Below are 23,283 nucleotides of genomic sequence, written 5' to 3'. Positions count from 1 at the left end.
AAAAGGAAAAATGAACATAGAAGGATTGGACTACAACACCCAGCGCGAGCCGTTGCTCATGCCAGAATACGGCCGCGAGATACAGAAGATGGTCGACTATGCCGTCACCCTGCCCGACAGGGGCGAGCGGCTGCGTTGCGCCGAGACCATCGTAAGGATGATGATAACCAAGGTGCCCCAGTTGCGCGAAAACGCCAACTATGAGCAGACGCTTTGGGACCACCTGTACCTCATGAGTCACAAACAGCTCGACATAGACTGGCCCTACGACGTGTCGGAGGCCGAGAAGATACTCGGCAAGCCCGAGCCCATGGCCATGCCGAAAAAGGGCAGCCATGTGCGCCTGCGCCACTACGGACGGCTTATTGAAGAGATGTTTGAGAAGCTCAAGGCCATGCCCGAGGGCGAGGAACGCGACGAGCTGGTGCGCATAACGGCCAACCAGATGAAGCGCGACCTGGCTGCCTGGGGGCACGGGTCGATGGACGACGAGCGCGTGGCGGCCGACCTGGCACGCTTCACCGACGGCAAGGTGCAGCTCGACCTCGGCACCATGAGGCTCGACCGCATGCCGGCTGCAGCCGCAGGCGACGTGCAGCGCAGGAAGAAACGCAAATAACCGGGCGTCGGCATGGCATCATTCTTGATTGAGGGCGGCCATCCGCTCAGTGGGACCATAACGCCGCAGGGAGCCAAGAACGAGGCTCTCGAGGTGATTTGCGCAACCCTCCTCACTGCCGACGAGGTGGTAATACGCAACATTCCCGACATACGCGACGTCAACAACCTGATACTTCTGCTCAAGGACATTGGCGTGAAGGTAGACCGCCGGGGGCGCAACGAGTATGCATTCAGGGCCGACGACCTCGACCTGGGCTTCCTCGGCAGCGACGAGTTTGTGCGCAAGTGCTCGGCGTTGCGCGGCAGCGTGCTTCTGATAGGCCCGCTGCTGGCCCGCTTCGGCAAGGCTGTCATTGCCACGCCGGGCGGCGACAAGATAGGGCGGAGGCGCCTTGACACCCACTTCCTCGGCTTCAAGGCCCTGGGGGCGGAGTTCCGCCACATCGAAGACCGCAACGTTTACGAGATAGGGGCCGACCGGCTGAAGGGCTGCTACATGCTGCTCGACGAGGCTTCGGTCACCGGCACGGCCAACATCATCATGGCCGCCGTCTTCGCTCGGGGCACCACCACCATATATAACGCGGCTTGCGAGCCATACATACAGCAGCTGTGCCACATGCTCAACCGCATGGGGGCGAGCATCAGCGGCATTGCCAGCAACCTGCTCACCATCGTCGGCACCGACGGGCTGCACGGAACAGTACACGACATACTGCCCGACATGATTGAGGTGGGCTCGTTCATCGGCATGGCCGCCATGGCCGGCAACGGCGTGCGCATAAAAGACGTGTCGCTGCGCAACCTCGGCATCATACCCGAGGCCTTCCGCAGGCTTGGCATAAAGATGGGCATTGAGGGCGACGACATAGTGATACCGAAGCAAAGCCATTACCAGATCGAATCGTTCATAGACGGGACGATAATGACTCTGGCCGATGCCCCGTGGCCGGGGCTGACGCCCGATTTGCTGTCGGTGCTCATCGTTGTGGCCACACAGGCGCGCGGCAGCGTGCTCTTCCACCAGAAGATGTTTGAGAGCAGGCTCTTCTTCGTCGACAAGCTCATCGACATGGGGGCGCAGATAATACTGTGCGACCCGCACCGGGCTGTCGTTGTGGGGCACGACCACCACAGGAGGCTGCGCGCAGGGCGCATGGCCAGCCCGGACATAAGGGCCGGCATAGCACTGCTCATAGCTGCCATGAGCGCATGCGGCACGAGCCGCATAGACAACATAGAGCAGATAGACCGTGGATATGAGGATATCGAGGTGCGCCTCAACAACCTCGGGGCCAGGATAGAGCGCATAAGCTGAATCCCGGACGGGGCGTATGCGCCGGGGCGCCAGGCATGCAGACGTGGCGCGGCGCGGCCCCGGCGGGCGCTGAAGGCTGCCAAACAACAGTGACAGATGATAAGACAAGAAGACGTTTACAGGATTGGCCGCATCGGACGGCCGCACGGGGTGAAGGGCGAAGTGACGTTCCGTTTCGACGACGACGTGTTCGACCGCGTCGACAGCGACTATCTGGTGCTCTCTGTCGACGGCATACTCGTGCCGTTCTTCATCGAGGAATACCGATTCAAGAGCGGCGAAGTGGCCCTCGTCAAGTTCTGCGACATCGACAGCCAGGACAGGGCCGCCGCCCTGACCGGTTGCGATGTTTACTTCCCGAGGCACCTGGCAGGGGCCGGCGCCGACGAAATGTCGTGGGCGTCGCTGGTGGGCTTCACCCTGGTCGACGCCGTGTCGGGCGACAGCGTGGGGCGCATCGCTTCGGTAGACGACGCCACTTCAAACATATTGTTTGAGCTCGAGGACGGCCGGTTGGTGCCGGCCGCCGCCGACTTGATTGACGGCGTCGACGCAGAAGGGCAGACAATAACCGTAAGGTTGCCCGAGGGGCTGCTTGACCTGTAGCACCGCCGGGGCCGGCGGGCTGCTTTCGGGCGCACGGCCCGGGGCCGCCTATGAGGCAAGCTATTACATTTTATTAAGCAATGGATAAGAAACAAATAGCCATACTCGGCTCAACAGGGTCGATAGGCACACAGGCTTTGCAGGTGATCGAGGAGCACCCCGATCGCTATGAGGTATATTGCCTGACGGCAAACAACAAGGTTGAACTGCTCGCCGAGCAGGCCCGGAGGTTCAAGCCCGCCGCCGTCGTCATTGCCAACGAGGCCCGCTATGACGAGTTGCGGGCGTTGCTGGCCGACCAACCGGACGTCAAGGTGTACGCCGGGGCGCAGGCCATCGACGGAATAGTGGAGTCCGGGCCCATAGATATGGTGCTCACGGCAATGGTGGGCTTTGCCGGCCTGTCGCCGACGATACACGCCATAAAGCGCGGAAAGACCATCTGCCTGGCCAACAAGGAGACCCTTGTAGTGGCAGGAGAGCTCATCTGCAACCTCGCACGGCGGCATCACGCCGCCATATTGCCCGTCGACAGCGAGCACTCGGCCATTTTCCAGTGCCTGGCCGGCGAGGGCGACGCGCAGATAGAGAAGATATTGCTCACTGCCAGCGGCGGCCCCTTCCGCAACTACACCATCGACCAGCTTGCCACGGTGACCAAGGCCGACGCCCTTCACCACCCGACGTGGGAGATGGGAGCCAAGATTACCATCGACAGCGCAACGATGATAAACAAGGGTTTCGAGGTCATCGAGGCCAAATGGCTGTTCGGTGTCGAGCCAAGACAGATACAGGTGCTCGTCCATCCGCAGTCAATCGTACACAGCGCGGTGCAGTTCTGCGACGGGGCGGTGAAGGCCCAGCTCGGCGTTCCCGACATGCGGCTGCCCATACAGTATGCTTTCTCGTTCCCGGAGCGCATCCACCTGTCGTCAGAGCGGCTCGACCTGTTCAGCCACAAGCTCGAGTTCTTCGAGCCGGACATGGAGAAGTTCCGCTGCCTCTCGCTGGCTTTCGACGCCATAGGGCGCGGCGGCAACATGCCGTGCATACTCAATGCGGCCAACGAAGTGGCCAACCGCGGGTTCCTCGACGACCGCTGCGGCTTCCTGCAGATGGGCGACGTGATAGCCGAGACAATGAACCGAGTGTCCTTCGACCCCAATCCTTCATACGAGACATACGTTGCCACCGATGCCGAGGCACGTCGCGTGGCAGCCGAGATAATGCAGGGCGGCATGCGCCCGTAGCCACATGCCTTGCCGTACGGCCGGGCCCGGCACGCCCGTCCGGACGGAACAGTTAAACCATAGCAATAAAATTATCAATCAACAGCGAAATGGAAATCTTTCTGATCAGGGTATTGCAGTTCATGCTGGCAATATCCATACTGGTTCTTCTGCACGAAGGCGGGCACTTCTTCTTTGCCAAGCTTTTCGGCATTCGCGTCGAGAAGTTCTACCTTTTCTTCGATCCCTGGTTCCATCTCTTTGAGTTCAAGCCCAAGAAAAGCCACACTACATACGGCATCGGGTGGCTTCCTTTAGGCGGCTACTGCAAGATTTCGGGCATGATAGACGAGAGTTTCGACACCGAGCAGATGAAGAAGCCCGCCCAGCCGTGGGAATTCAGGACCAAGCCTGCGTGGCAACGGTTGCTTGTGATGGTGGGCGGCGTGTTGGTGAACTTCCTCCTCGCCCTGTTCATCTATTCGATGATACTGTTCCACTGGGGCGACACTTACATCCCGGTGAGGAACATGACGCACGGCATGGTGTTCAATTCAGACGCCAAGGCCCTCGGTTTCAAAGACGGAGACATACTGATAGGCACAGAGAAGGGCGAGTTCAAGGATTTCAACGCCGACCTTTACCGCGACCTGTCCGAGGCGCGCCGTGTCGACATAGTGCGCCAGGGCAAGGCCATGAGCCTCAGTCTGCCTGGCGACCTCAACATGCTTGACATGCTGCAGAAGCAGCCGTCGTTTGTGCGTCCGCTCATCCCGGCCGAGGTAGACAGCGTGCTCCCCGGTACGGCGGCAGCCCGGATGGGCATGCGCCGGGGCGACATGGTGGTGGGCATCAATGGCGTCAAGGTCGGCTCGTGGAATGCCTTCACCGACGAGATAGGCCGGTTGAGCGACGTGCTTGCCGTGGCCAAGACCCCGGCCGACAGCATGAAGGTGCGCCGTGCCACCCTGGTCATCGACCGCGGCGGGCGCCTCGACACCTCCAGCGTGGTGCTTTCGGCCGACCTGAAGGTAGGCTTTACCGTCAAGATGACCTCGGCCATCTACCAGCCCGTCACAAAGCGTTATGGCTTCTGGGAGAGTTTCCCGGCCGGCGTGGTGTATGGCGTCGACGTGCTGAAGGGATATGTCAGCGACATGAAGTATGTGTTCACTGCCGACGGGGCCAAGTCGCTAGGCGGCTTCGGGGCCATAGGCAGTCTCTTCCCGCCCACGTGGGACTGGTACATGTTCTGGAAGATGACGGCATTCCTAAGCATCATACTCGCCTTCATGAACATATTGCCCATCCCCGCGCTCGACGGCGGCCACGTGCTCTTCCTGCTCTATGAGATGATAACGCGCCGCAAGCCCAGCGAAAACTTCATGATACGCGCCGAGTATGTGGGCTTTGCCATCCTCATACTGCTCATGCTGGTTGCCAACCTCAACGACATACTGCGTTGGCTCGGCTATATGTAGCGCCATGAGCGCCCCAGACAAGCCTGGCTTGCTGCGCCGGGCTGCGGCTGCCGCCGGCAGGACGGGCGGCCGGCACGGCTGTTGCCGCATGCGGCCGGCAACGTCGGGGTGCATCGAGTGGCCAGAAACACATTGAGACCACGCCCATGGCACATGGGCGTGGCCTGCACATGGCAAAACAGGATTAGTCTTTTATCATTATTCATTATTCATAACAAACACATGAGTCTTAACATCGAAAGAAACGGAAAGAAGCGGGTCGTAATCGTTGGCGGCGGCTTCAGCGGGCTCAAGGTGGCCAACAAGCTGCGCCATTCGGGTCTGCAGGTGATACTGATAGACAGGAACAACTATCACCAGTTTCCCCCACTGATCTATCAGGTGGCATCGGCCGGGATGGAGCCGAGTTCGATATCGTTCCCGTTTCGCAAAATTTTCCAGCGCAGCCGCGACGTTTATTTCCGCATGGCAGAGCTGCGCGCCATTTACCCGGAGAAGAAACTGATACAGACTTCCATCGGCAAGGTAGACTACGACTACCTCGTGCTGGCGGCGGGAACGACCACAAACTTCTACGGCAACGCCAACGTTGAGCGCGAGTCGATGCCGATGAAGACCGTGGCCGAGGCCATGGGACTGCAGAACGCCATACTGTCGAACCTCGAGCGCTCCATCACCTGCGCCGAGAAAGTGGAGCAGCAGGAGTTGCTCAACGTGGTCATTGTGGGCGGCGGCGCCACCGGCGTCGAGGTTGCCGGCGTGCTCTCGGAGATGAAGCGCACCATATTGCCGCGCGACTACCCCGACCTTGACCCCTCGCTGATGAACATCTACCTCATAGAGGCCGGCGGGAGGCTGCTCTCGGGCATGTCGCCCGAGTCGTCGGAGGCCGTCGAGAACTTCTTGCGCAACATGGGCGTCAACGTGCTGTTGCACAAGATGGTGACCGACTTCCGCGACCACAAGGTGATATTGGCCGACGGCAGCTCCATCGCCACGCGCACTTTCATCTGGGTGAGCGGCGTGGCCGGCTCGGAGGTTGGCAACATCGCCAAGGAGCACTTGGGCCGCGGGCGCCGCATATTGGTCGATGAGTTCAACCGGGTGCCCGGCATGGACGGCGTGTTCTGCATCGGAGACCAGTGCCTTGTCGAGGGCGACCCCGACTATCCCGGCGGCCATCCGCAGCTGGCACAGGTGGCTATACAGCAGGGCGCCAACCTGGCGCGCAACATACGGCGCCTGGAGCGCGGGCGCGAGCTGCGCCCCTTCCGCTACCGCAACCTCGGCTCGATGGCCACGGTGGGCCGCAACAAGGCCGTGTGCGAGTTTGCCGGGCTGAAGCTCAGCGGCTTCGTGGCATGGGTGATGTGGCTCGTTGTCCACCTGCGCTCAATCCTCGGAGTGAAGAACAAGGTGGTGGTGCTGCTCAACTGGATGTGGAACTACTTCAACTACAACCAGTCGCTGCGCATGATTTTCTATCCCACAAAGCCCAAGGAGGTGCGCGACCGCGAGCAGCGTGAGGCCACCATGCACTGGGGCGACGACTTGCAGGGAGACAAGGCGTAGGCCGGTGGGCCCCTTGCCGGTGCCGTTGCCGTGAACCATCCGGCCACGGCCGTAACCCGCTGTGTTACAGATAGCTTGTGAAACGTGCCGTTCGGTATTGCCGAACGGCACGTTTTGTGTTTCAAAACGGCCCATTCGGCATCCCGTTTCAGGCCGTTTTGCGGCGTGGCGCCAGCCGTGGCCGCTGCCCGGGGCTACACTGCCGCCGCGGCAGGCTGGGCCGCAGGCAGCCCGGGGCAGGCCGCAGGCAAAGGCCGGTTTTTGCTTCTTTAACATCCGGCAGCCGCAAATCTTCGTGAAACTTAACTATCTTTGCAAGATGGAAAAATTCGCTGACATAAAGGTAATCGCCTTTGACGCTGACGACACACTGTGGGATTGCCAGTCGTACTTCGACGATGTGGAACGCGAGTATTGCCGCTTGCTCGCGCCCTACGCCCCGGCCGACACCGTGTCGGCCTCGCTGTTTGCCACCGAAGAGGCCAACATGCCGCTGCTGGGATATGGCTGCAAGGCTTTTGTGCTGTCGCTGATAGAGAACGCCGTGAGGCTGAGCGGCGGCCGGGTAGACGGCACCGTGGTCGGCGAACTGCTCCGGCTGGGCAAGCGGCTGCTCGAGTTGCCGGCCACGCCGCTGCCAGGCGTCGAGGCCACGCTGGCCGCCCTCTATGAGCAGGGGCGCTACAGGCTCGCCGTGTTTACCAAAGGCGAGCTGCTCGACCAGCAGAACAAGCTGCGCCGCTCGAGGCTCGAGAAGTATTTCCAGCACGTGGAAATAGTGTCCGACAAGACCGAGAGGGCCTTCCTCAACCTGTGCCGCCGAATGCGCGTGGCCCCCGGCAGCGTGCTCATGGTGGGCAATTCGCTCAAGAGCGACGTGGCCCCGGCACTGGCGGCAGGGGCACGGGCCGTACACATACCGTTTCACGTGACATGGAAGCTCGAGCAGGTTGAAGACTTCGAGCATACGCACATGGTGCGCATAGGGCGCTTTGCCGACCTGCTCGCCTACGTGTGAGCGGCCCCACAGGCTAATCCTTTTATATCCGACTAAACCAACGCACAGACAATGAACTACGCCATCTCATCACTACCACTCGCCTTGCGGCGCATGGCAACGTTGGCCATGGGCGCAATGATGGCCATGGCCGTGGTGTCGTGTGACGACGACACCGACGAGCCCGACCCCGTGACGCCGCCTGCCACGGTGAGCCGCACGCTGCTGATGTACCTGCCATGGTCTACCGACCTGACCAATTATTTCTACAACAACATATTCGACATGAAGAAAGCCATAGCGGCCAATGGGCTCGACGGCCAGCGTGTGCTGGTCTTCATGTGCACCACGGCCACCGAGGCGCAGCTGTTCGAGCTCGTGCCCGACGGCTCCGGCTGCCGCCAAGTGAAGCTCAGGGATTACTCGTCGCCATCGTACACCACGGCCGAGGGCATAGCCTCGATACTTGCCGACGTCAAGGCCGAGGCGCCGGCCGAGCACTATGCCATGACAATAGGCTGCCACGGCATGGGCTGGGTGCCCGTCAGCCAGTCCAGGGCAATGCGCATGGCGCCACGGCAGGGCTACCACTGGGATGCCGGCGGCGGGCCGCTGACCCGCTTCTTCGGCGGGCGGACGCCCAGCGTTCAGACCGACATCACCACGCTGGCAGAGGGGATAGAGGGCGCCGGCATGCACCTCGACTTCATACTCTTCGACGACTGCTACATGTCGTCGGTCGAGGTGGCCTACGACCTGCGCCACGTCACCGACTATCTAATAGCCTGCCCCACCGAGATAATGGCCTACGGGATGCCTTATGCCGAGGTGGGGCCCGAGCTGCTCGGCGAGCCCGACTATGAGGCCGTGTGCTCCAAGTTCCTCGATTTCTACAGTTCTTACACCTATCCTTACGGCACCATCGGCGTGACGCGCACCTCAGAGCTCGACAGCCTGGCCCGCGTGTTGCGAAAGATTGAGGCGGCCTACGACCTCGACACATCGCTTCGGCCGGCCTTGCAGCGCATGGACGGATACCGGCCGCCCATATTCTACGACCTTGGCGACTATGTGGCAGCCCTCTGCACCGACACGGCGCTGCTGTCAGAGTTTGAGGGGCAGCTCGACAGGGCGGTGCCATACAAGGCCCATACCCCGCAGTATTACTCGGCATTCAGCGGGGCCGAGGACATCAGGGCCTACTCGGGCATTACCACCTCGGCGCCCACCACGAGCAGCTATGCCGCCGACTGGGCCGCCACGTCGTGGTATGAGGCCACCCACTGACATTAAAACACATGTTGATGCAAACGATGTGATGGCATGAAAAAGATATTCTTGCTGGTTGTCCTGATGGCGCTGATGCCGCCCGGTGGCTTGGGCCGCCTATTAGCGGGTGAAAGGCCACGCGTCATTGTCACTACCGACGGCGAGGCCGACGCAAAGCCCGGCGACACCATCCATTTTGTTTGCACCGTGACCGACGACGGCACGCCGGCGCTCACCCGCTATGCCCGCGTGGTCGTGACGGTGAGGTGAGCCTGCGGCATTGCCCCCGGCCAAAGCCCGGCCAACGGCCTTGCCACGGTGATTGCGGCGCGCGTAGAGCCCCATGTTGCCCTGATGCCGGTTGGGCCGCAGTGCCATTGATTTGCGAAAAGGGCCGTCTTGCACTGCAAAACGGCCTGTTTCATGTAGCAATACCTGCCGTTTTACACTGCAAAACGGCAGGTATTGCTATTCTGTTGACTGCCAGGCGTTTGCCAAGGCTGCTAATGGGCCGTTCCGGCGTCGGCCGCGCCGGTGGGCCGACGTTGCTCCCTTACGTATACGGTGATGGCATTGTTGTCGCAGACGGTGTGGCTCTTCACCGCCAGGCAGTCGGGCAGCGTGGCGGCGCGGGTGCCGCGGTGCAGGGCCAGGGGGGCCGTCTCAACGCGTATCTCGTCCCACAGCCCGCGCTCAATGAAGGCCCGGTGGGTGGCGGCCCCGCCCTCCACGAGCAGCGACTGCAGGCTGTCGGCCCGGCACTCGGCCAATATGGCATCGATGTCGTGGCTGTGGCTCAGCACCATGCGGCGCGGGGCGGGCCCGCTCCAGTGGCGTATGTTGAGCTGCGGGTGGTCGCGCTCGTCGGTGACGCGGCCCACCACGATGGCCTGGCACTCTGTGCGCAGCTTGTGGGCAAGCATCTGTGTGAACGGTGTTGATATCATCGTGGGGCGGAAGCCGCTGTCGATGAACCTGTCGGCCGACTGCGCCCATTTCAGCGTGATGTAGGGCCGGCCGAGCGTTTGGAACGTGAAGAAGCGGCGGTTGAGCTCGGCGCACTCTCGCTCAAGCACACCGACGGTGACGTCGATGCCTGCGTCGCGCAGCTTGCGTATGCCCAGTCCGTGCACTTTGGCGAACGGGTCGACACACCCGACAACCACGCGCCGCACCCCTTTACTTATTATCAGGTCGGCGCAGGGCGGTGTCTTGCCATAGTGGGCGCAGGGCTCCAGGCTTACATACATGGTCGATTCGGCGAGCAGGGCCTCGTCGGCCGGGGCCACAGATGCAAAGGCGTTCACCTCGGCGTGGCCCTGGCCGCAGTGCCGGTGGCAGCCTTCGCCTATTATCCTTCCGCCCGGAGCCACTATCACCGCGCCCACCATGGGGTTGGGCCGGGCTCCGTACATGCCGCAGGCAGCCAGCTGCAGGCAGCGGCGCATGTATATTTTGTCTTCTTTCATTTGGTTTTTGTGGCTTAATTTGTTACTTTTGCATCATGACTTACGACGACCTTTGGCGGCCGCTGGCTGCCATCTATGGCAGCGGCGAGGCCCGGGCCATCGTGCGCTGTGTGCTTGAAGAGCGTTTCGGCTTGTCTGTAGCCGACATTTATTGCGGCAAAGTTACACAATTATCTCCAGACGACCAGCGCCTGATGGGCGAAATGATGGAGCGCCTCTTGCGCTCCGAGCCTGTGCAGTATGTGCTCGGCCATGCCGACTTCTGCGGGCGGGCGTTCTCCGTGGGGCCCGGTGTGCTCATACCGAGGCCCGAGACCGAAGACCTGTGCCTGTGGGTTGAGCAGGGCCTGGCCGCCAGGGGATGCGCCTCGCCGGCCTTGCTCGACATCGGCACCGGCAGCGGCTGCATAGCCGTCACGCTGGCGCTCGACGTGGCTGGGGCTGCCGTGTCGGCGTGGGATGTGTCTGCCGACGCCTTGCAGGTGGCCTCGCGCAATGCCGGGAGGCTGGGCGCACGTGTAGGCTTTGCCCTTGTCGACGCCCTCGACCCGCCCGCCCACACGGCCATGTGGGACGCGGTGGTGAGCAATCCGCCCTACGTGCGCCTTGGCGAGCGCGCCGACATGGCGCGCAACGTGTTGGACTACGAGCCCGCCGGGGCACTTTTCGTGCCCGACGCCGACCCGCTGCTCTTCTACCGGGCCATAGCGCGCTACGCCAAGGCGGCCCTGCGCCCGGGCGGCGAGCTGTATTTTGAAATCAACGAGGCACTGGCCGGCGAGATGCGCAGCCTGCTGCGGGCAGAGGGATTTGCCACGGCAGAGGTGCGCAACGACAGGTATGGCCGGCCGAGGTTTACGAAATCTACATTGGAATGACTTCAGGAGAAATGCCAGAAAAGGAGGCGCTGCTGCGCCTCACCACCCTTTGCTCGCAGGCCGAGCACTGCTCGGGCGAGATGGAAGACAAGATGAGGAAGTGGGGTATGGCCCCCGATGCGCAGGCACGGGTGATGGAATACCTCACGAAAAACAAGTTTGTCGACGATGAACGTTACGCCAGGGCCTTCGCCCTCGACAAGATTCGGTACAACAAGTGGGGGCGGCGAAAGGTGGAGCAGGCCCTGTGGGCCAAGCGTATTGACGAGCCAACAAGGCAGCTCGTGCTGGGAGAGATAGCCGACGACGAGTATCTGGCCGTGCTGCGCCCACTGCTCAAAAGCCGCGGACGCAGCATCAAGGCCGCCGACAGATATGAGTTGAACCGCAAGCTGGTGCGCTTTGCGCTGGGCCGGGGCTTCGACTATGCGCTCATACGCCGCTGCATCGACGTGCCCGACGACATCGACGAGGGCTATGGGGGTGAGTTTGTGGAGTAGGGTGCTCGACTTCGTGTCGCCGAGGCTGTGCGCCGTCTGTGGCAGCCGTCTGTCGGTCACCGAGCACGCGCTGTGTTCGGCCTGCTGCCTCAGGCTGCCCCGCACCGGCTTCTGCCTCAGGCCATACGACAACCCCGTGGCCCAGGCTTTCTGGGGGCAGGCCGACGTGGAGCGTGCGGCGTCGTTTTTCTATTTCGAACCCCATTCGGAGGTGAGCCGCATGATATACTCGCTGAAGTACAAAGGACGCCCCGACATCGGCGTAGCACTGGGACGGCTTGCCGCCGGCGAGTTCATGGCGGCCGGCTTCTTCGACGGCGTGGATGTCATAGTGCCGGTGCCGCTGGCAAGGAAGCGGCTCCGCGAGCGTGGCTACAACCAGAGCGCCGAGGTGGCGGCAGGGGTGAGCTCGCTCACGGGCATACCGGTAGATGCGCGCAGCGTCTGTCGCAAGGCCTTCAAGACAAGCCAGACGAAACTCGGACGGTGGGAACGGCTTGGCAACGTGAGCGGCCTCTTCGAGGTATGGCGGCAGGAAAGGCTGCTGGGAAAGCACGTGCTGCTGGTCGACGATGTGTTCACCACAGGGGCAACCGTCATGGCCTGCGCCTCGGCAGTGGCCGCAGTGCCGGGCACAACTGTCAGCATCATGACGCTCGGCTTTACCAAGTGAATGCCGCAATAATCTTTTTTAACGGCATGAAGCGGTTTCTTTGGCAAATGTTTCCTACCTTTGCAAACTAATACAAACCATTAAACAATGTAATAGATGGACTCTATCAAGACAACATTTGCGGCCAAGCTGCTCGAAGTGAGGGCTATAAAGCTGCAACCCAACAGCCCGTTCACATGGGCATCAGGATGGAAGTCGCCGTTCTACTGCGACAATCGCAAGACGCTGTCGTACCCGAGGCTACGCAGTTTCGTAAAGACTGAGTTGTGCCACGCCATACAGGAACACTTCCCCGAGGCCGAAGCCATTGCGGGGGTGGCCACGGGTGCCATCGCGCAAGGGGCGCTGGTGGCCGACGAGATGGGCCTGCCCTTCGTCTACGTGCGCAGCAAGCCAAAGGACCACGGGCTGGAAAACCTCATCGAGGGCAACCTTGAGCCGGGCTCAAAGGTGGTTGTCGTCGAAGACTTGGTGTCGACAGGGGGAAGCAGCCTGAAGGCTGTCGAGGCCATAAGGAACAACGGCTGTGAGGTGATAGGCATGGTGGCATCATACACCTATGGCTTCCCTGTGGCCGAAGAAGCCTTTGCCAAGGCCGGCGTAGAGCTCGTCACGCTCACCGACTATGACCACGTGGTGAAGCATGCGCTTGCCATCGGCTACATCAAACCCGAGGATGTGGAGGTCATCCACGAGTGGCGCAAGGACCCGGCAAACTGGAACAACAGATAAACCGATACACCGACGTTGGGGAGGGGGCACGGGCTGAGGCTCCCGTTTGTGGGGGCCGGCGCGCCCGTGTCCTCCCCCCTGTCTTACTACTTACTATTTTCCGACATATTGATGAGCAAGTTTGAAAGCAGCATAAAGCAGATACCATACTCACAGCATGCCGTTTACGCCATGCTGAGCGACCTGGGCAACATTGAGAAAGTGCGTGACCGCATACCGGAAGACAAGATAAGGGATTTCCGTTTCGACCGCGACACCATCGCGGTGACCGCCCCTCCGGTCGGCGAACTGCGCCTGCGGATAGTGGAACGCGACGAACCGAAGTGCATAAAGTTTGCCACCGAGCAGTCGCCCATACCGTTTGACCTGTGGATACAGGTGCTGCCGGTGACCGACACCACTTCGAAGATGAAGCTGACGATAAAGGCCGAGCTCAATCCTTTTATCAAAGGGATGGTGCAGGGGCCGCTTAAGGAGGGCGTGGAGAAGATTGCCGACGCCCTGGCGGCCATAAGGTATGAGTGAGCCGGCGGGCCTATGCGGGGCCTGCCATGGCCGCACGGCCGGGCTGAAGGCTTTGCATGGCGGCGCTTGATGGTATAGAATGCTGTATACCGAAACAATAACCAACCAAAAATGTCAAACAAACTTTGGGAAAAAGACTTCGAGATTAACAAGGAAATCGAGCGCTTCACCGTCGGGCGCGACCGTGAACTCGACCTTTATCTCGCCAAATATGATGTGCTGGGCTCCATGGCCCACATAACGATGCTTGAGAGCATAGGGTTGCTTTCGGCCGATGAGCTGCGCTGCCTGCTGGCTGAGCTTAAGGCCATATACAAGCTGTGCGACGACGGCGGCTTCGTGATTGAAGACGGGGTTGAGGACGTTCACTCGCAGGTGGAGCTGATGCTGACGCGCCGTCTGGGCGACATGGGCAAGAAGATACACAGCGGGCGCTCGCGCAACGACCAGGTGCTGGTAGACCTCAAGCTGTTCACGAGGCATGAGCTGATGGACATCGCCAACGGCGTGAAGGCCCTTTTCGATGAGCTGCTGGCCAAGAGCGAGCGCTACAAGGGCGTGCTCATGCCGGGATACACCCATCTTCAGGTGGCCATGCCGAGCTCTTTCGGCCTTTGGTTCGGCGCTTACGCCGAGAGCCTGGCCGACGACATGCTCTTCCTCCAGGCCGCTTACCGCATGACCAACCGCAACCCGCTCGGCTCTGCAGCCGGTTACGGTTCGTCGTTCCCGCTCAACCGCACCATGACCACGCGGCTGCTGGGGTTCGACTCCATGGACTACAACGTGGTGTATGCGCAGATGGGGCGCGGCAAGATGGAGCGCAACGTGGCCTTTGCCATGGCTTCCATCGCCGGGACACTGGCGAAGCTGGCTTTCGACGCCTGTCTTTTCAACAGCCAGAATTTCTCTTTCGTGCGCCTGCCCAAGGAGTGCACCACCGGCAGCTCCATCATGCCACATAAGAAAAACCCCGACGTGTTTGAGCTGATACGCGCCAAGAGCAACAAGCTGCAGGCACTGCCGCAGCAGATAACGCTCATTATGAACAACCTGCCGGTGGGCTATTTCCGTGACCTTCAGATTATTAAGGAGGTGTTCCTGCCCGCTTTCGGCGAGCTGAAAGACTGCCTTGGCATGACGGCATACATCATCAACCGCATGGAGGTGAACGAGCACATACTCGACAACCCGATGTATGACGCCATGTTCTCGGTGGAGGAGGTCAACCGCCTGGCCGCCGCAGGCATGCCCTTCCGCGACGCCTACAAGAAGGTGGGGCTGGAGATTGAGGCCGGCACTTTCGTTCCCGACAAGAACATACACCACACCCACGAGGGGAGCATGGGCAACCTGCAGACCGACTGCATCAGGGCAATGATGGACGACAACATGGAAGGCTTCCACTTCGACAGGATGCTGGAGGCGGAAAGGGCCCTGCTGGCATGAAGGCCGTGGGTTTGTCAATGGCTGCCGCGCTGGTTGCGGCAGTGTCGCTCGGTTCGTGCAGCAAGGCCGAAGAGCAGTTTAGCGACGAGCCCTGCTACTTTGTGTTCGACAACTCTGTACACCAGAACAGCACCCTGGCCACGGCCATGGCCTCCATGTCGCCCGGTGTGTTCTGCCTGGTCAGGGAGACGCGTGAGTCGGGGGCTACCTATTTCGAGTTCACAAACAACCAGGGGCTGTCGTCGAGCAGCATCGCCAACGCCGTCGACATGCAGCGCACGCGGCGGCTGGGCAGGCAGAACGGGCTCATAGTGGGCTACGGCAACGCCGACATCACCTCGCCCGTATTCTATGCCTACGACGCGCAGTGCCCCGTGTGCTATACTGGCACGGGCATCGTTGACCGCGTCTTGACCATCGACAGCCGCGGCATGGCCACCTGCCGCAACTGCAACAGGACTTACGACCTAAACAACGGCGGTTTCATACAGAGCGGCGGGCAGTCGACCGACGCCACCAACAAGCTGGTGCGCTACCACGCTTCCACCACAGGGGCTTTCGGGCAGCTCTTCGTCGGCAACTGAACGTCTCGCAGCCAAGTGCTATAACGCAAAGCGGCTTGCTTCGCCCTGGGGGCGTGCAAGCCGCTTTCTGCATTTCATTTCTCCTCTTCAAAGTCAACATATTCGCCCTCGTCGTCGGCGAATATCCGCCGGTTGGCGGTGGCCCTGTCGCGTGTGTCTATTATCGTCTCGCCCGTGGCAGTGTGCGCCGTTCCGCCCCCGCGGCCCGATGCTCTGCCGCGCCGGCCGTCGTCGGCCTCGGTGTGTGTCTGCCTGCCGGTGGCTTTGTCGGCCGCCTTTCGGAACATCCGTATGCCCTTGTTGAGCAGATAGGCCCCTACGGCGATGGCTATGACCACCGCGAACAGCAAGAACAGGAGCAGTACTGACAGAAAGTGGAGCATGGCTATTCCCTCCTTTTTACTTGTTTCGGTGCTGTTGCACGGCCGAGAGCAGCATATACCATGCTATGGCCGCGGCCACACCTATGGTGCCCAGAAGGCATATTATTATGATGGAGGTGAGCGCGAAGACATACTTGACTTCGTTGCCGCGCCATCCCCACGTCTTGAACTTGAGCGCAAACATCGGTATTTCAGCCACGAGCAGCCAGCTGCTAACGAGCACCATGGCCACCACGGCCGGGGCGCCCCATGCAGAGGTGGCTATAGTGTCGCCCGCGCCCACTATCAGTGCCGCCCAAAACAGGGTGTTGGCCGGCGTGGGCAGTCCGATGAACGATGTGGACTGGCGCTCGTCGAGGTTGAACTTGGCCAGCCTGAGGGCCGAGAAGGCAGCCATGATGAACGCTGTGTAAGGCAGCACCGCGGCCACGGCCCCAAGCTGTGCGGGCCACGTGGCGGTGGAGAGCAGCGTGAAAGTCATTGCCGAGGGGGCCACGCCGAAAGTGACGTCGTCGGCCAGGGAGTCGAGTTCCTTGCCTATGGGCGACGAAACGCCGAGAAGCCGCGCGCTCATGCCGTCGAAGAAGTCGAACACCGCCCCTATGACGATGAACAGGAATGCCGTCTCGAAGCATCCGAAGAACGCATGGTAGGTGGCTATGCACCCCGATATGAGGTTGCAGCAGGTGATGGTGTTTGGTATGTGCCGTGTTATTCCGTTTGCCATTTTTTGTTTGTTGAATATGCGTTTCATTAGGCTTGCCGATAGCCTCGGCCTTGTCTAACCAAGTGCAAAGATAGCCTTTTTAGTCATAAACTCAGCGTTTTTTTACAAAATGCAATGCAAATTAATGTAAATTCTCACCTCGTTGCTACCCGTCAGTGCCCTCCGTAGCTGAGTCCGACGGGTAATTGTGGCCTTTGGCCGTGGTGCGCCCATTCCCACGTTTCCTGTCCGTCGCCGTCCGGGGGCGCAGGTGCGGGGCTGGTGCCACGGTTGCCGCGGCTGCCGTTGGTGTGCCTGCCGGGGCCGTGGGGCAGGCGGGCGTGTGCGCTGGGCCGCCGTTGTCGGCACATGGCTGTTGTCAATATTCCCGACGATGGCGGCGCCGCCGCGCATCTGCCTGGGCCACAGGACTTTGCAGGATGGCCTTTCCCGCGTTGCGAAACGGCCGCTTTCATGGTGCAATATACGCCATACGGGCTTGCGGAACGGCCCGTTCCGCAAGCCCGTATGTTGCTGCCAATGGTGGCTTATGCCTGTTTGTCAGTGTTTTTCTTGTCTTTGAGGCGCGCTATCACCGTCAGGTCGCCGGTGGTGGCCTGCCCCATCTTCACGCACACCTCGGTGCCGATGGGCAGGAAAACGTCTACCCTCGACCCGAGCTTTATGAAGCCCAGGTGCTCGTCGATATAGCATTCCTCGCCTTCCTTGGCGTATGTCACGATGCGCCGGGCCATGGCCCCGGCTATTTGGCGGCAGAGGATGTCTTCGCCCTCGGGCGTGGTTATCATAACGTCGGCGCGTTCGTTCTCCTCGCTGGCCTTGGGCAGCCATGCCTTGTGGTAGTTGCCGTCTTGGTGGCGCACAAACTTCACCTTGCCGTCCACGGGAAACCAGTTGGCGTGTACGTTGAACAGGCTCATGAATATAGACACCATGAGCCTGCGATCGTGGAAATACTCGTGCTCCTCCACTTCCTCGATGACCACCACCTTGCCGTCGGCCGGGGCGACAACAGTGCGCTCCGTGTCGTCGTTGAAGTAGCGGATGGGGCAGCGGTAGAAGTTGAGCACGATGGCCCACGCCGCGCCAAAGACGATGACGAACGACCAGAAAGGTATCTTGGAGTCGCAGAAATGCCAAAGGACGGCTGCCACGGCCACGATGGCCGCCATGCTGTAGACGAGCGTGTCGGTGCCCTCGCGGTGGATTCTGATCTTCTTCAGTTTTCTTATTCTTCTTCCCATGGGGTGCATTTCAGATTGTTTTGATTACTTTGTGGGCCAAGGCCGCCGTTCCCGTGCGCTCCGGGCCGCCTGCGGCGGAGCGGCTTTAGCCGATGCAAAGGTAAGGCTTTTTCGTTTATCACGCAAATTTTTGCCTTATTCTTTTGGCCGTCTCGGAGATTAGGCGTAACTTTGAGCCACAAAAACGCAGCCAAATACATTCATAATGCAGGATTTCGTTCATCTTCACGTACATACATATTACTCGATATTAGACGGCCAGTCGAGCATCCAGAAGCTGGTCGACAAGGCCGTGGCCGACGGAATGCGCGGCATGGCAATAACCGACCACGGCGACATGTTCGGCATAAAGGAGTTCTGGGACTATTGCGCGGGAGTCAACTCCAAGCGCAAGAAGGAGGGCCTGGAGCCGTTCAAGCCCATCCTCGGGTGCGAGATGTACGTGGCTCACCATAACAAGGAAGACCGCGCCGGGAAGGAAGACCGGAGCGGTTACCACCTTATAGTGCTTGCCAAGAACTATCTTGGCTACAAAAACCTGATAAAGCTCGTGTCAAACTCGTGGACCGACGGCTTTTATATGCGCCCGCGCACCGACCGTGCCGACCTGGAGCGCCATCACGAAGGGCTCATAGTTTGCTCGGCCTGCATAGCCGGCGAGGTGCCGTCGAAGGTGCTCAAGGGCGACATAGAGGGCGCGCGGGAGGCCGTGCAGTGGTATAAGCGCGTCTTCGGCGACGACTACTACCTCGAGTTGCAGCGCCACGAGGTGAAAGACCCGTCGATACGGGCCAACCGCGAGACCTATCCGCTGCAGCAGCGGGCCAACAGTGTGCTCATGCAGCTGGCCCGCGAGTATGGCGTAAAGATAGTTTGCACCAACGACGCTCACTTTGTCGACCAGGAGAACGCCGAGGCCCACGACCACCTGCTGTGCCTTTCAACGGGCAAAGACCTTGACGACCCCACCCGAATGCTGTACTCAAAGCAGGAGTGGTTTAAGACGAGGGCCGAGATGAACGAGGTGTTCGGCGACCTGCCCGAGGCCATGGCCAACACTCTCGAGGTGCTCGACAAGGTTGAGCTGTACAGCATCGAGCACTCGCCAATCATGCCCTTCTTCCCCATTCCCGAGTCGTTTGGCACCGAGGAGCAGTGGCGGGCCAAGTTCACCGAGGAGCAGCTGTTTGCCGAGTTTACCAGCGACGAGAACGGACAGAACCCGCTTCCGCGCGAAGAGGGCGAGAAGAAGATAGAGAAACTGGGCGGCTACGACAAGCTGTACCGCATAAAGTTCGAGGCCGACTACCTGGCCAAGCTTGCCTACGAGGGCGCCAGGAAACTGTATGGCGACCCGCTCACCGACGAGGTCGAAGAGCGGGTGCGCTTCGAGTTGCACATCATGAAAACCATGGGTTTCCCCGGTTACTTCCTCATCGTGCAGGATTTCATCAACTCCGCGCGCGATGAGCTGGGCGTGATGGTTGGCCCCGGGCGTGGCTCGGCGGCCGGTTCGGTGGTGGCCTACTGCCTCGGGATAACCAAGATAGACCCCATCAAGTATGACTTGCTGTTCGAGCGCTTCCTCAACCCCGACCGAATATCGCTCCCCGATATCGATACCGACTTCGACGACGACGGCCGCGGCAAGGTGCTCGAGTGGGTTGAAGACAAGTACGGGCACGACAACTGCGCCCACATCATAACCTACGGCACCATGGCCACGAAGAACTCGATAAAGGATGTGGCCCGTGTCGAGAAGCTGCCGCTTGAGCAAGCCAACTACCTTTGCAAGCAAATACCCGACAAACTGCCCGACGGGCTGAAGATGAACCTTACCAACGCCATCAAGTGCATACCCGAGTTGCGCGAGGCCGAGGCCAGTCCCGACCCCAAGTTGCACAACACCATGGAGTACGCAAAGATGCTCGAGGGCACCGTTCGCGGCACCGGCATCCACGCATGTGGCTTCATCATCTGCCGCGATCCTATCAGTGACTGGGTTCCCGTGTCCATTGCCGAAGACAAGTCTGACCCGGGCCACAAGCTGAGGTGCACGCAGTATGACGGCCATGTCATCGAGTCGACGGGATTGATAAAGATGGACTTCCTCGGCCTGAAGACGCTTTCGATACTCAAGGAGGCCGTCGAGAACGTCAGGCTGACCACGGGCAAGGTGATAGACCTCGACACCATACCCATCGACGACCCTCTAACCTACCAGCTGTATTGCGAGGGCCGCACGATAGGAACGTTCCAGTTTGAGTCGCCCGGCATGCAGAAATACCTCAGGGAGCTCCATCCCAGCGTGTTTGAAGACCTAATAGCCATGAACGCCCTCTACCGTCCGGGCCCAATGGACTATATTCCTTCGTTCATAGCGCGCAAGAACGGGAAGGAGGAAATAAAGTATGACATACCCTGCATGGAGAAATATCTCAAGGACACATACGGCATAACGGTCTACCAGGAGCAGGTCATGCTGCTCTCGCGGCAGCTCGCCAACTTCACCAGAGGCGAGAGCGACGCGCTGCGCAAGGCCATGGGCAAGAAGAAGAAGGCCATAGTCGACGCGATGAAGCCAAAGTTCATCGAAGGCGGAAAGGCCAACGGCCACGACCCCAAGGTACTCGAGAAGATATGGTCTGACTGGGAGAAGTTTGCCTCGTACGCCTTCAACAAGAGCCACGCCACCTGTTACTCATGGGTGTCTTACCAGACTGCCTACCTCAAGGCCCACCACCCGGCGGAGTACATGGCTGCCGTGATGAGCCGAAACCTCGACAACATAACCGAAATAACAAAGCTCATGGACGAGTGCCGGGCCATGGGCATACCCACGCTGGGCCCCGACGTCAACGAGAGCCGCCAGAAATTCAGCGCCAACAAGAAGGGCGAGATACGCTTCGGCATAAGCGCCATCAAGGGCGTGGGCGGCGCGGCGGCCGACGCCATCATCGACGAGCGTGAGAAGAACGGGCCTTACAAAGACGTGTTCGACTTCATGCAGCGTGTCAACCTTGGCGCCGTCAACCGCAAGGGGGTTGAGTCGCTCGTGCTCAGCGGGGCGTTCGACGGCTTCGGGGCAATGAAGCGCGAAGACTTCTTTGCCACCAACGCCAAGGGCGAGGCGTTCATCGACACGCTCGTGCGCTACGGACAGACATACCAGGCGGAGCAGATGCAGATGCGCAACTCGCTCTTTGGCGGCGACAACGAGGTGGCCATAGCCACCCCGCCCATAATAAAGGGCGAGCGATGGAGCGACATCGAGAGGCTGAACCGCGAGCGCGACCTCGTCGGCATTTACCTCTCGGCCCATCCGCTCGATGAATACAAGATTGTGCTCGACAACCTTTGCAACACCCATTGCTCCGAGCTTGCCGACGTGTCGGCGCTGTCCGGGCGTGAGTCGGTGGTCATTGGGGGCATCGTTACGGCCATAAAGTCGAAGTTCACAAAGACGGGAAAGCCCTGCGGCTTCGTCACCATCGAAGACTTTGCCGGAAGCGGCGAGCTCGCCATGTTCGGCGAAGAGTGGGGCCGGTGGAGCGGCATGTTCAAGGAAGGGTGCGCCGTATACATAACGGCAAAGTGCCAGCAGCGATACCGCGACAGCAAGTTTTTCGACCTGCGCATACAGAACATCGAATACCTGCAGACCATTAAGGACAAGGCCATCGACAGGATTACTATCTCGCTCAGCGCCGACTTGCTCGACGAGAAGGTGGTCGAGGAGCTCAACGAGATAATTTGCGACAACCCGGGGCAGACAAAGCTCTTCTTCAGGCTGCACGACTCGAGGGGGAAAAACCACGTGTTGTTGCGCAGCCAGAACCGCACCGTCGACGTGAAACGCAACCTCATAACTTACATAGAGCAAACCCCGGCGCTTGATTACAAGATAAACTGACAGGGCGGAGGGCCAAGGGCGCCATTTGTGGCATGTCTTTTGCTGTCGGGATAGCATGTGAATCAATTCAAGATATTAACAATATAAACGAAAGAGACAATGGAAGTAAAAATCACAAACGAGAATTTCGAGTCGCTGAAGAATGGCGAACTGCCTTTGGTCGTTGACTTCTGGGCAACATGGTGCGGCCCATGCCGCATGATAGCACCTATCGTTGAAGAGCTGGCCAAGGAGTATGACGGCAAGCTCAACGTGGGCAAGTGCGACGTTGAAGAGTGCGAAGACATTGCCGCCGAGTTCGGAATACGCAACATACCGACACTGTTGTTCTTCAAGGGCGGGCAGGTAGTAGACAAGATCGTGGGCGCTGTGTCGAAGCAGAAGCTCGACGAGAAGTTCCAATCTTTGCTCTAAACGGCCATGGCCGACTTTGAGGAAGAGCTACGGCTCGACGATGAAGAGAACGTGCGCGAGGTGGAATACATTCTCGACGTGCTGCCAGCCGACCTGAAAGAGAAGTACAGCGAGGCCGACCTGCGCTACATGATGGACACCATCGTTGACTATTACTTTGAGAGCGGAGTGCTTGAGGCTGACGCCGACGAGGAGGGTTACGTGGACATCGACCTGCAGAAGGTGGCCGACTATGTGTGCGCCAAGGCATCGGAAGAGGGCCGAGGCGACTTCGATCCGGCCGAGGTGTTCTTCGTGGTACAGGCCGACATGGACTTCCAGGAGCAAAACCTGGATTGACCTACGCTGCCGGTGGCCGGCTGGTAACGCTGCCTGCAGGCTTCGGCGAATGGCAAACGGGGCGGTGGCTCACGACCTGCGATGGTCGTGTGCCACCGCTGCCGTTTTGTGCCGGTGGCTGTCAGGGCATGTTGCAATCCGGCCCGCCGGCAATGCCTGTGGCCATATCGTAACGGAAGGAAATGGGGGTTGCTAAACGGTTGGTTGCCAGCGTGTTGCCCATAGGTGCCGTTTTGCATCCTGAAACAGGCCGTATTGCACCGCCGAACGGCCCGTATTGCCCTGCCAAACGGCCCGTTCGGCAGGGCCGGGCATAGGCTTTTCTGGCAAAACGCTTGGACGGAGAGATTATTATGTATA

23 protein-coding genes are annotated in these 23,283 nt (G+C 60.1%); 19 read left to right on the top strand and 4 right to left on the bottom strand.

Features of this window, described 5'->3' with window-relative positions:
* The first annotated feature begins 10 nt into the window (after window positions 1–10).
* The 9 genes from M3089_RS06255 (at window position 11) to M3089_RS06215 (ending at window position 9,363) form a co-directional block, all read left to right on the top strand.
* The gene (locus tag M3089_RS06255; RefSeq protein ID WP_249082558.1) at window positions 11–619 is read left to right on the top strand and encodes a DUF4290 domain-containing protein; all 609 of its coding nucleotides are present in this window, start codon (window positions 11–13) and stop codon (window positions 617–619) included.
* A 12-nt stretch (window positions 620–631) separates the two neighbouring features.
* A complete protein-coding gene (gene murA / locus M3089_RS06250; RefSeq protein WP_205108050.1) occupies window positions 632–1,939 on the top strand; it encodes a UDP-N-acetylglucosamine 1-carboxyvinyltransferase in 1,308 nt (435 codons plus the stop codon).
* 96 nt (window positions 1,940–2,035) lie between these two features.
* Window positions 2,036–2,545, top strand: a complete 510-nt coding sequence (rimM, locus tag M3089_RS06245; protein WP_249082556.1) for a ribosome maturation factor RimM — start codon at window positions 2,036–2,038, stop codon at window positions 2,543–2,545.
* 80 nt (window positions 2,546–2,625) lie between these two features.
* Window positions 2,626–3,795, top strand: a complete 1,170-nt coding sequence (locus M3089_RS06240; RefSeq protein WP_249082554.1) for a 1-deoxy-D-xylulose-5-phosphate reductoisomerase — start codon at window positions 2,626–2,628, stop codon at window positions 3,793–3,795.
* Window positions 3,796–3,884: 89 nt separating this feature from the next.
* Window positions 3,885–5,255, top strand: a complete 1,371-nt coding sequence (gene rseP, locus M3089_RS06235; RefSeq protein WP_249082553.1) for an RIP metalloprotease RseP — start codon at window positions 3,885–3,887, stop codon at window positions 5,253–5,255.
* A 222-nt stretch (window positions 5,256–5,477) separates the two neighbouring features.
* Window positions 5,478–6,827 carry an NAD(P)/FAD-dependent oxidoreductase gene (locus tag M3089_RS06230; RefSeq protein ID WP_205108042.1) on the top strand — a complete coding sequence of 450 codons (1,350 nt, stop codon included), beginning with the start codon at window positions 5,478–5,480 and terminating at the stop codon, window positions 6,825–6,827.
* 319 nt (window positions 6,828–7,146) lie between these two features.
* Complete coding sequence (locus tag M3089_RS06225) at window positions 7,147–7,845, top strand: HAD family hydrolase (RefSeq protein ID WP_249082551.1); 699 nt, start codon at window positions 7,147–7,149, stop codon at window positions 7,843–7,845.
* 51 nt (window positions 7,846–7,896) lie between these two features.
* Window positions 7,897–9,111 (top strand): clostripain-related cysteine peptidase, encoded by a 1,215-nt coding sequence (locus M3089_RS06220; RefSeq protein WP_249082550.1) that lies wholly within the window; start codon window positions 7,897–7,899, stop codon window positions 9,109–9,111.
* Window positions 9,112–9,147: 36 nt separating this feature from the next.
* Window positions 9,148–9,363, top strand: coding sequence for a hypothetical protein (locus tag M3089_RS06215; RefSeq protein ID WP_249082547.1), 216 nt, complete (start codon window positions 9,148–9,150; stop codon window positions 9,361–9,363).
* A 233-nt stretch (window positions 9,364–9,596) separates the two neighbouring features.
* On the opposite strand, the gene ribD is transcribed toward M3089_RS06215, so the two are convergent.
* Complete coding sequence (gene ribD, locus M3089_RS06210) at window positions 9,597–10,562, bottom strand: bifunctional diaminohydroxyphosphoribosylaminopyrimidine deaminase/5-amino-6-(5-phosphoribosylamino)uracil reductase RibD (RefSeq protein WP_249082542.1); 966 nt, start codon at window positions 10,560–10,562, stop codon at window positions 9,597–9,599.
* A 35-nt stretch (window positions 10,563–10,597) separates the two neighbouring features.
* Here ribD and prmC point away from each other — a divergent pair, with 35 nt between their 5' ends.
* The 7 genes from prmC (at window position 10,598) to M3089_RS06175 (ending at window position 15,903) form a co-directional block, all read left to right on the top strand.
* Window positions 10,598–11,440 carry a peptide chain release factor N(5)-glutamine methyltransferase gene (gene prmC / locus M3089_RS06205; protein ID WP_249082536.1) on the top strand — a complete coding sequence of 281 codons (843 nt, stop codon included), beginning with the start codon at window positions 10,598–10,600 and terminating at the stop codon, window positions 11,438–11,440.
* Complete coding sequence (locus tag M3089_RS06200) at window positions 11,437–11,940, top strand: regulatory protein RecX (protein ID WP_205108030.1); 504 nt, start codon at window positions 11,437–11,439, stop codon at window positions 11,938–11,940. The genes prmC and M3089_RS06200 overlap by 4 nt, the downstream gene beginning before the upstream one ends.
* The gene (locus tag M3089_RS06195; RefSeq protein ID WP_249082534.1) at window positions 11,918–12,613 is read left to right on the top strand and encodes a ComF family protein; all 696 of its coding nucleotides are present in this window, start codon (window positions 11,918–11,920) and stop codon (window positions 12,611–12,613) included. The genes M3089_RS06200 and M3089_RS06195 overlap by 23 nt, the downstream gene beginning before the upstream one ends.
* Window positions 12,614–12,709: 96 nt before the next feature.
* Window positions 12,710–13,345, top strand: a complete 636-nt coding sequence (gene pyrE / locus M3089_RS06190; protein WP_205108026.1) for an orotate phosphoribosyltransferase — start codon at window positions 12,710–12,712, stop codon at window positions 13,343–13,345.
* A 111-nt stretch (window positions 13,346–13,456) separates the two neighbouring features.
* Window positions 13,457–13,870, top strand: coding sequence for an SRPBCC family protein (locus M3089_RS06185; RefSeq protein WP_249082532.1), 414 nt, complete (start codon window positions 13,457–13,459; stop codon window positions 13,868–13,870).
* Window positions 13,871–13,981: 111 nt separating this feature from the next.
* Window positions 13,982–15,319, top strand: a complete 1,338-nt coding sequence (gene argH, locus M3089_RS06180; protein WP_249082528.1) for an argininosuccinate lyase — start codon at window positions 13,982–13,984, stop codon at window positions 15,317–15,319.
* A complete protein-coding gene (locus M3089_RS06175) occupies window positions 15,316–15,903 on the top strand; it encodes a hypothetical protein (RefSeq protein WP_249082525.1) in 588 nt (195 codons plus the stop codon). Before argH ends, M3089_RS06175 begins: the two co-directional genes overlap by 4 nt.
* Window positions 15,904–15,977: 74 nt before the next feature.
* Here M3089_RS06175 and M3089_RS06170 read toward each other — a convergent pair whose 3' ends face one another.
* The 3 genes from M3089_RS06170 to M3089_RS06160 form a co-directional block, all read right to left on the bottom strand.
* The gene (locus M3089_RS06170) at window positions 15,978–16,286 is read right to left on the bottom strand and encodes a DUF4834 family protein (RefSeq protein WP_249082521.1); all 309 of its coding nucleotides are present in this window, start codon (window positions 16,284–16,286) and stop codon (window positions 15,978–15,980) included.
* Window positions 16,287–16,302: 16 nt separating this feature from the next.
* Window positions 16,303–17,013, bottom strand: a complete 711-nt coding sequence (locus M3089_RS06165; protein ID WP_249082519.1) for a CDP-alcohol phosphatidyltransferase family protein — start codon at window positions 17,011–17,013, stop codon at window positions 16,303–16,305.
* 527 nt (window positions 17,014–17,540) lie between these two features.
* Complete coding sequence (locus M3089_RS06160) at window positions 17,541–18,257, bottom strand: phosphatidylserine decarboxylase family protein (RefSeq protein WP_205108017.1); 717 nt, start codon at window positions 18,255–18,257, stop codon at window positions 17,541–17,543.
* A 205-nt stretch (window positions 18,258–18,462) separates the two neighbouring features.
* Between M3089_RS06160 and dnaE the strand changes: the two genes are divergently transcribed.
* From dnaE to M3089_RS06145, 3 genes are all read left to right on the top strand, one after another.
* Window positions 18,463–22,170 carry a DNA polymerase III subunit alpha gene (dnaE, locus tag M3089_RS06155; RefSeq protein WP_249082517.1) on the top strand — a complete coding sequence of 1,236 codons (3,708 nt, stop codon included), beginning with the start codon at window positions 18,463–18,465 and terminating at the stop codon, window positions 22,168–22,170.
* A gap of 99 nt (window positions 22,171–22,269) precedes the next feature.
* The gene (gene trxA / locus M3089_RS06150; protein ID WP_205108013.1) at window positions 22,270–22,584 is read left to right on the top strand and encodes a thioredoxin; all 315 of its coding nucleotides are present in this window, start codon (window positions 22,270–22,272) and stop codon (window positions 22,582–22,584) included.
* A gap of 6 nt (window positions 22,585–22,590) precedes the next feature.
* The gene (locus M3089_RS06145) at window positions 22,591–22,923 is read left to right on the top strand and encodes a hypothetical protein (RefSeq protein ID WP_249082514.1); all 333 of its coding nucleotides are present in this window, start codon (window positions 22,591–22,593) and stop codon (window positions 22,921–22,923) included.
* The last annotated feature ends 360 nt before the right edge of the window (window positions 22,924–23,283 follow it).

It is taken from the genome of Marseilla massiliensis (genome assembly GCF_023336985.1).
Classification (GTDB): domain Bacteria; phylum Bacteroidota; class Bacteroidia; order Bacteroidales; family Bacteroidaceae; genus Prevotella; species Prevotella intestinigallinarum.
This window is presented reverse-complemented; position numbering and strand designations above follow the sequence as displayed.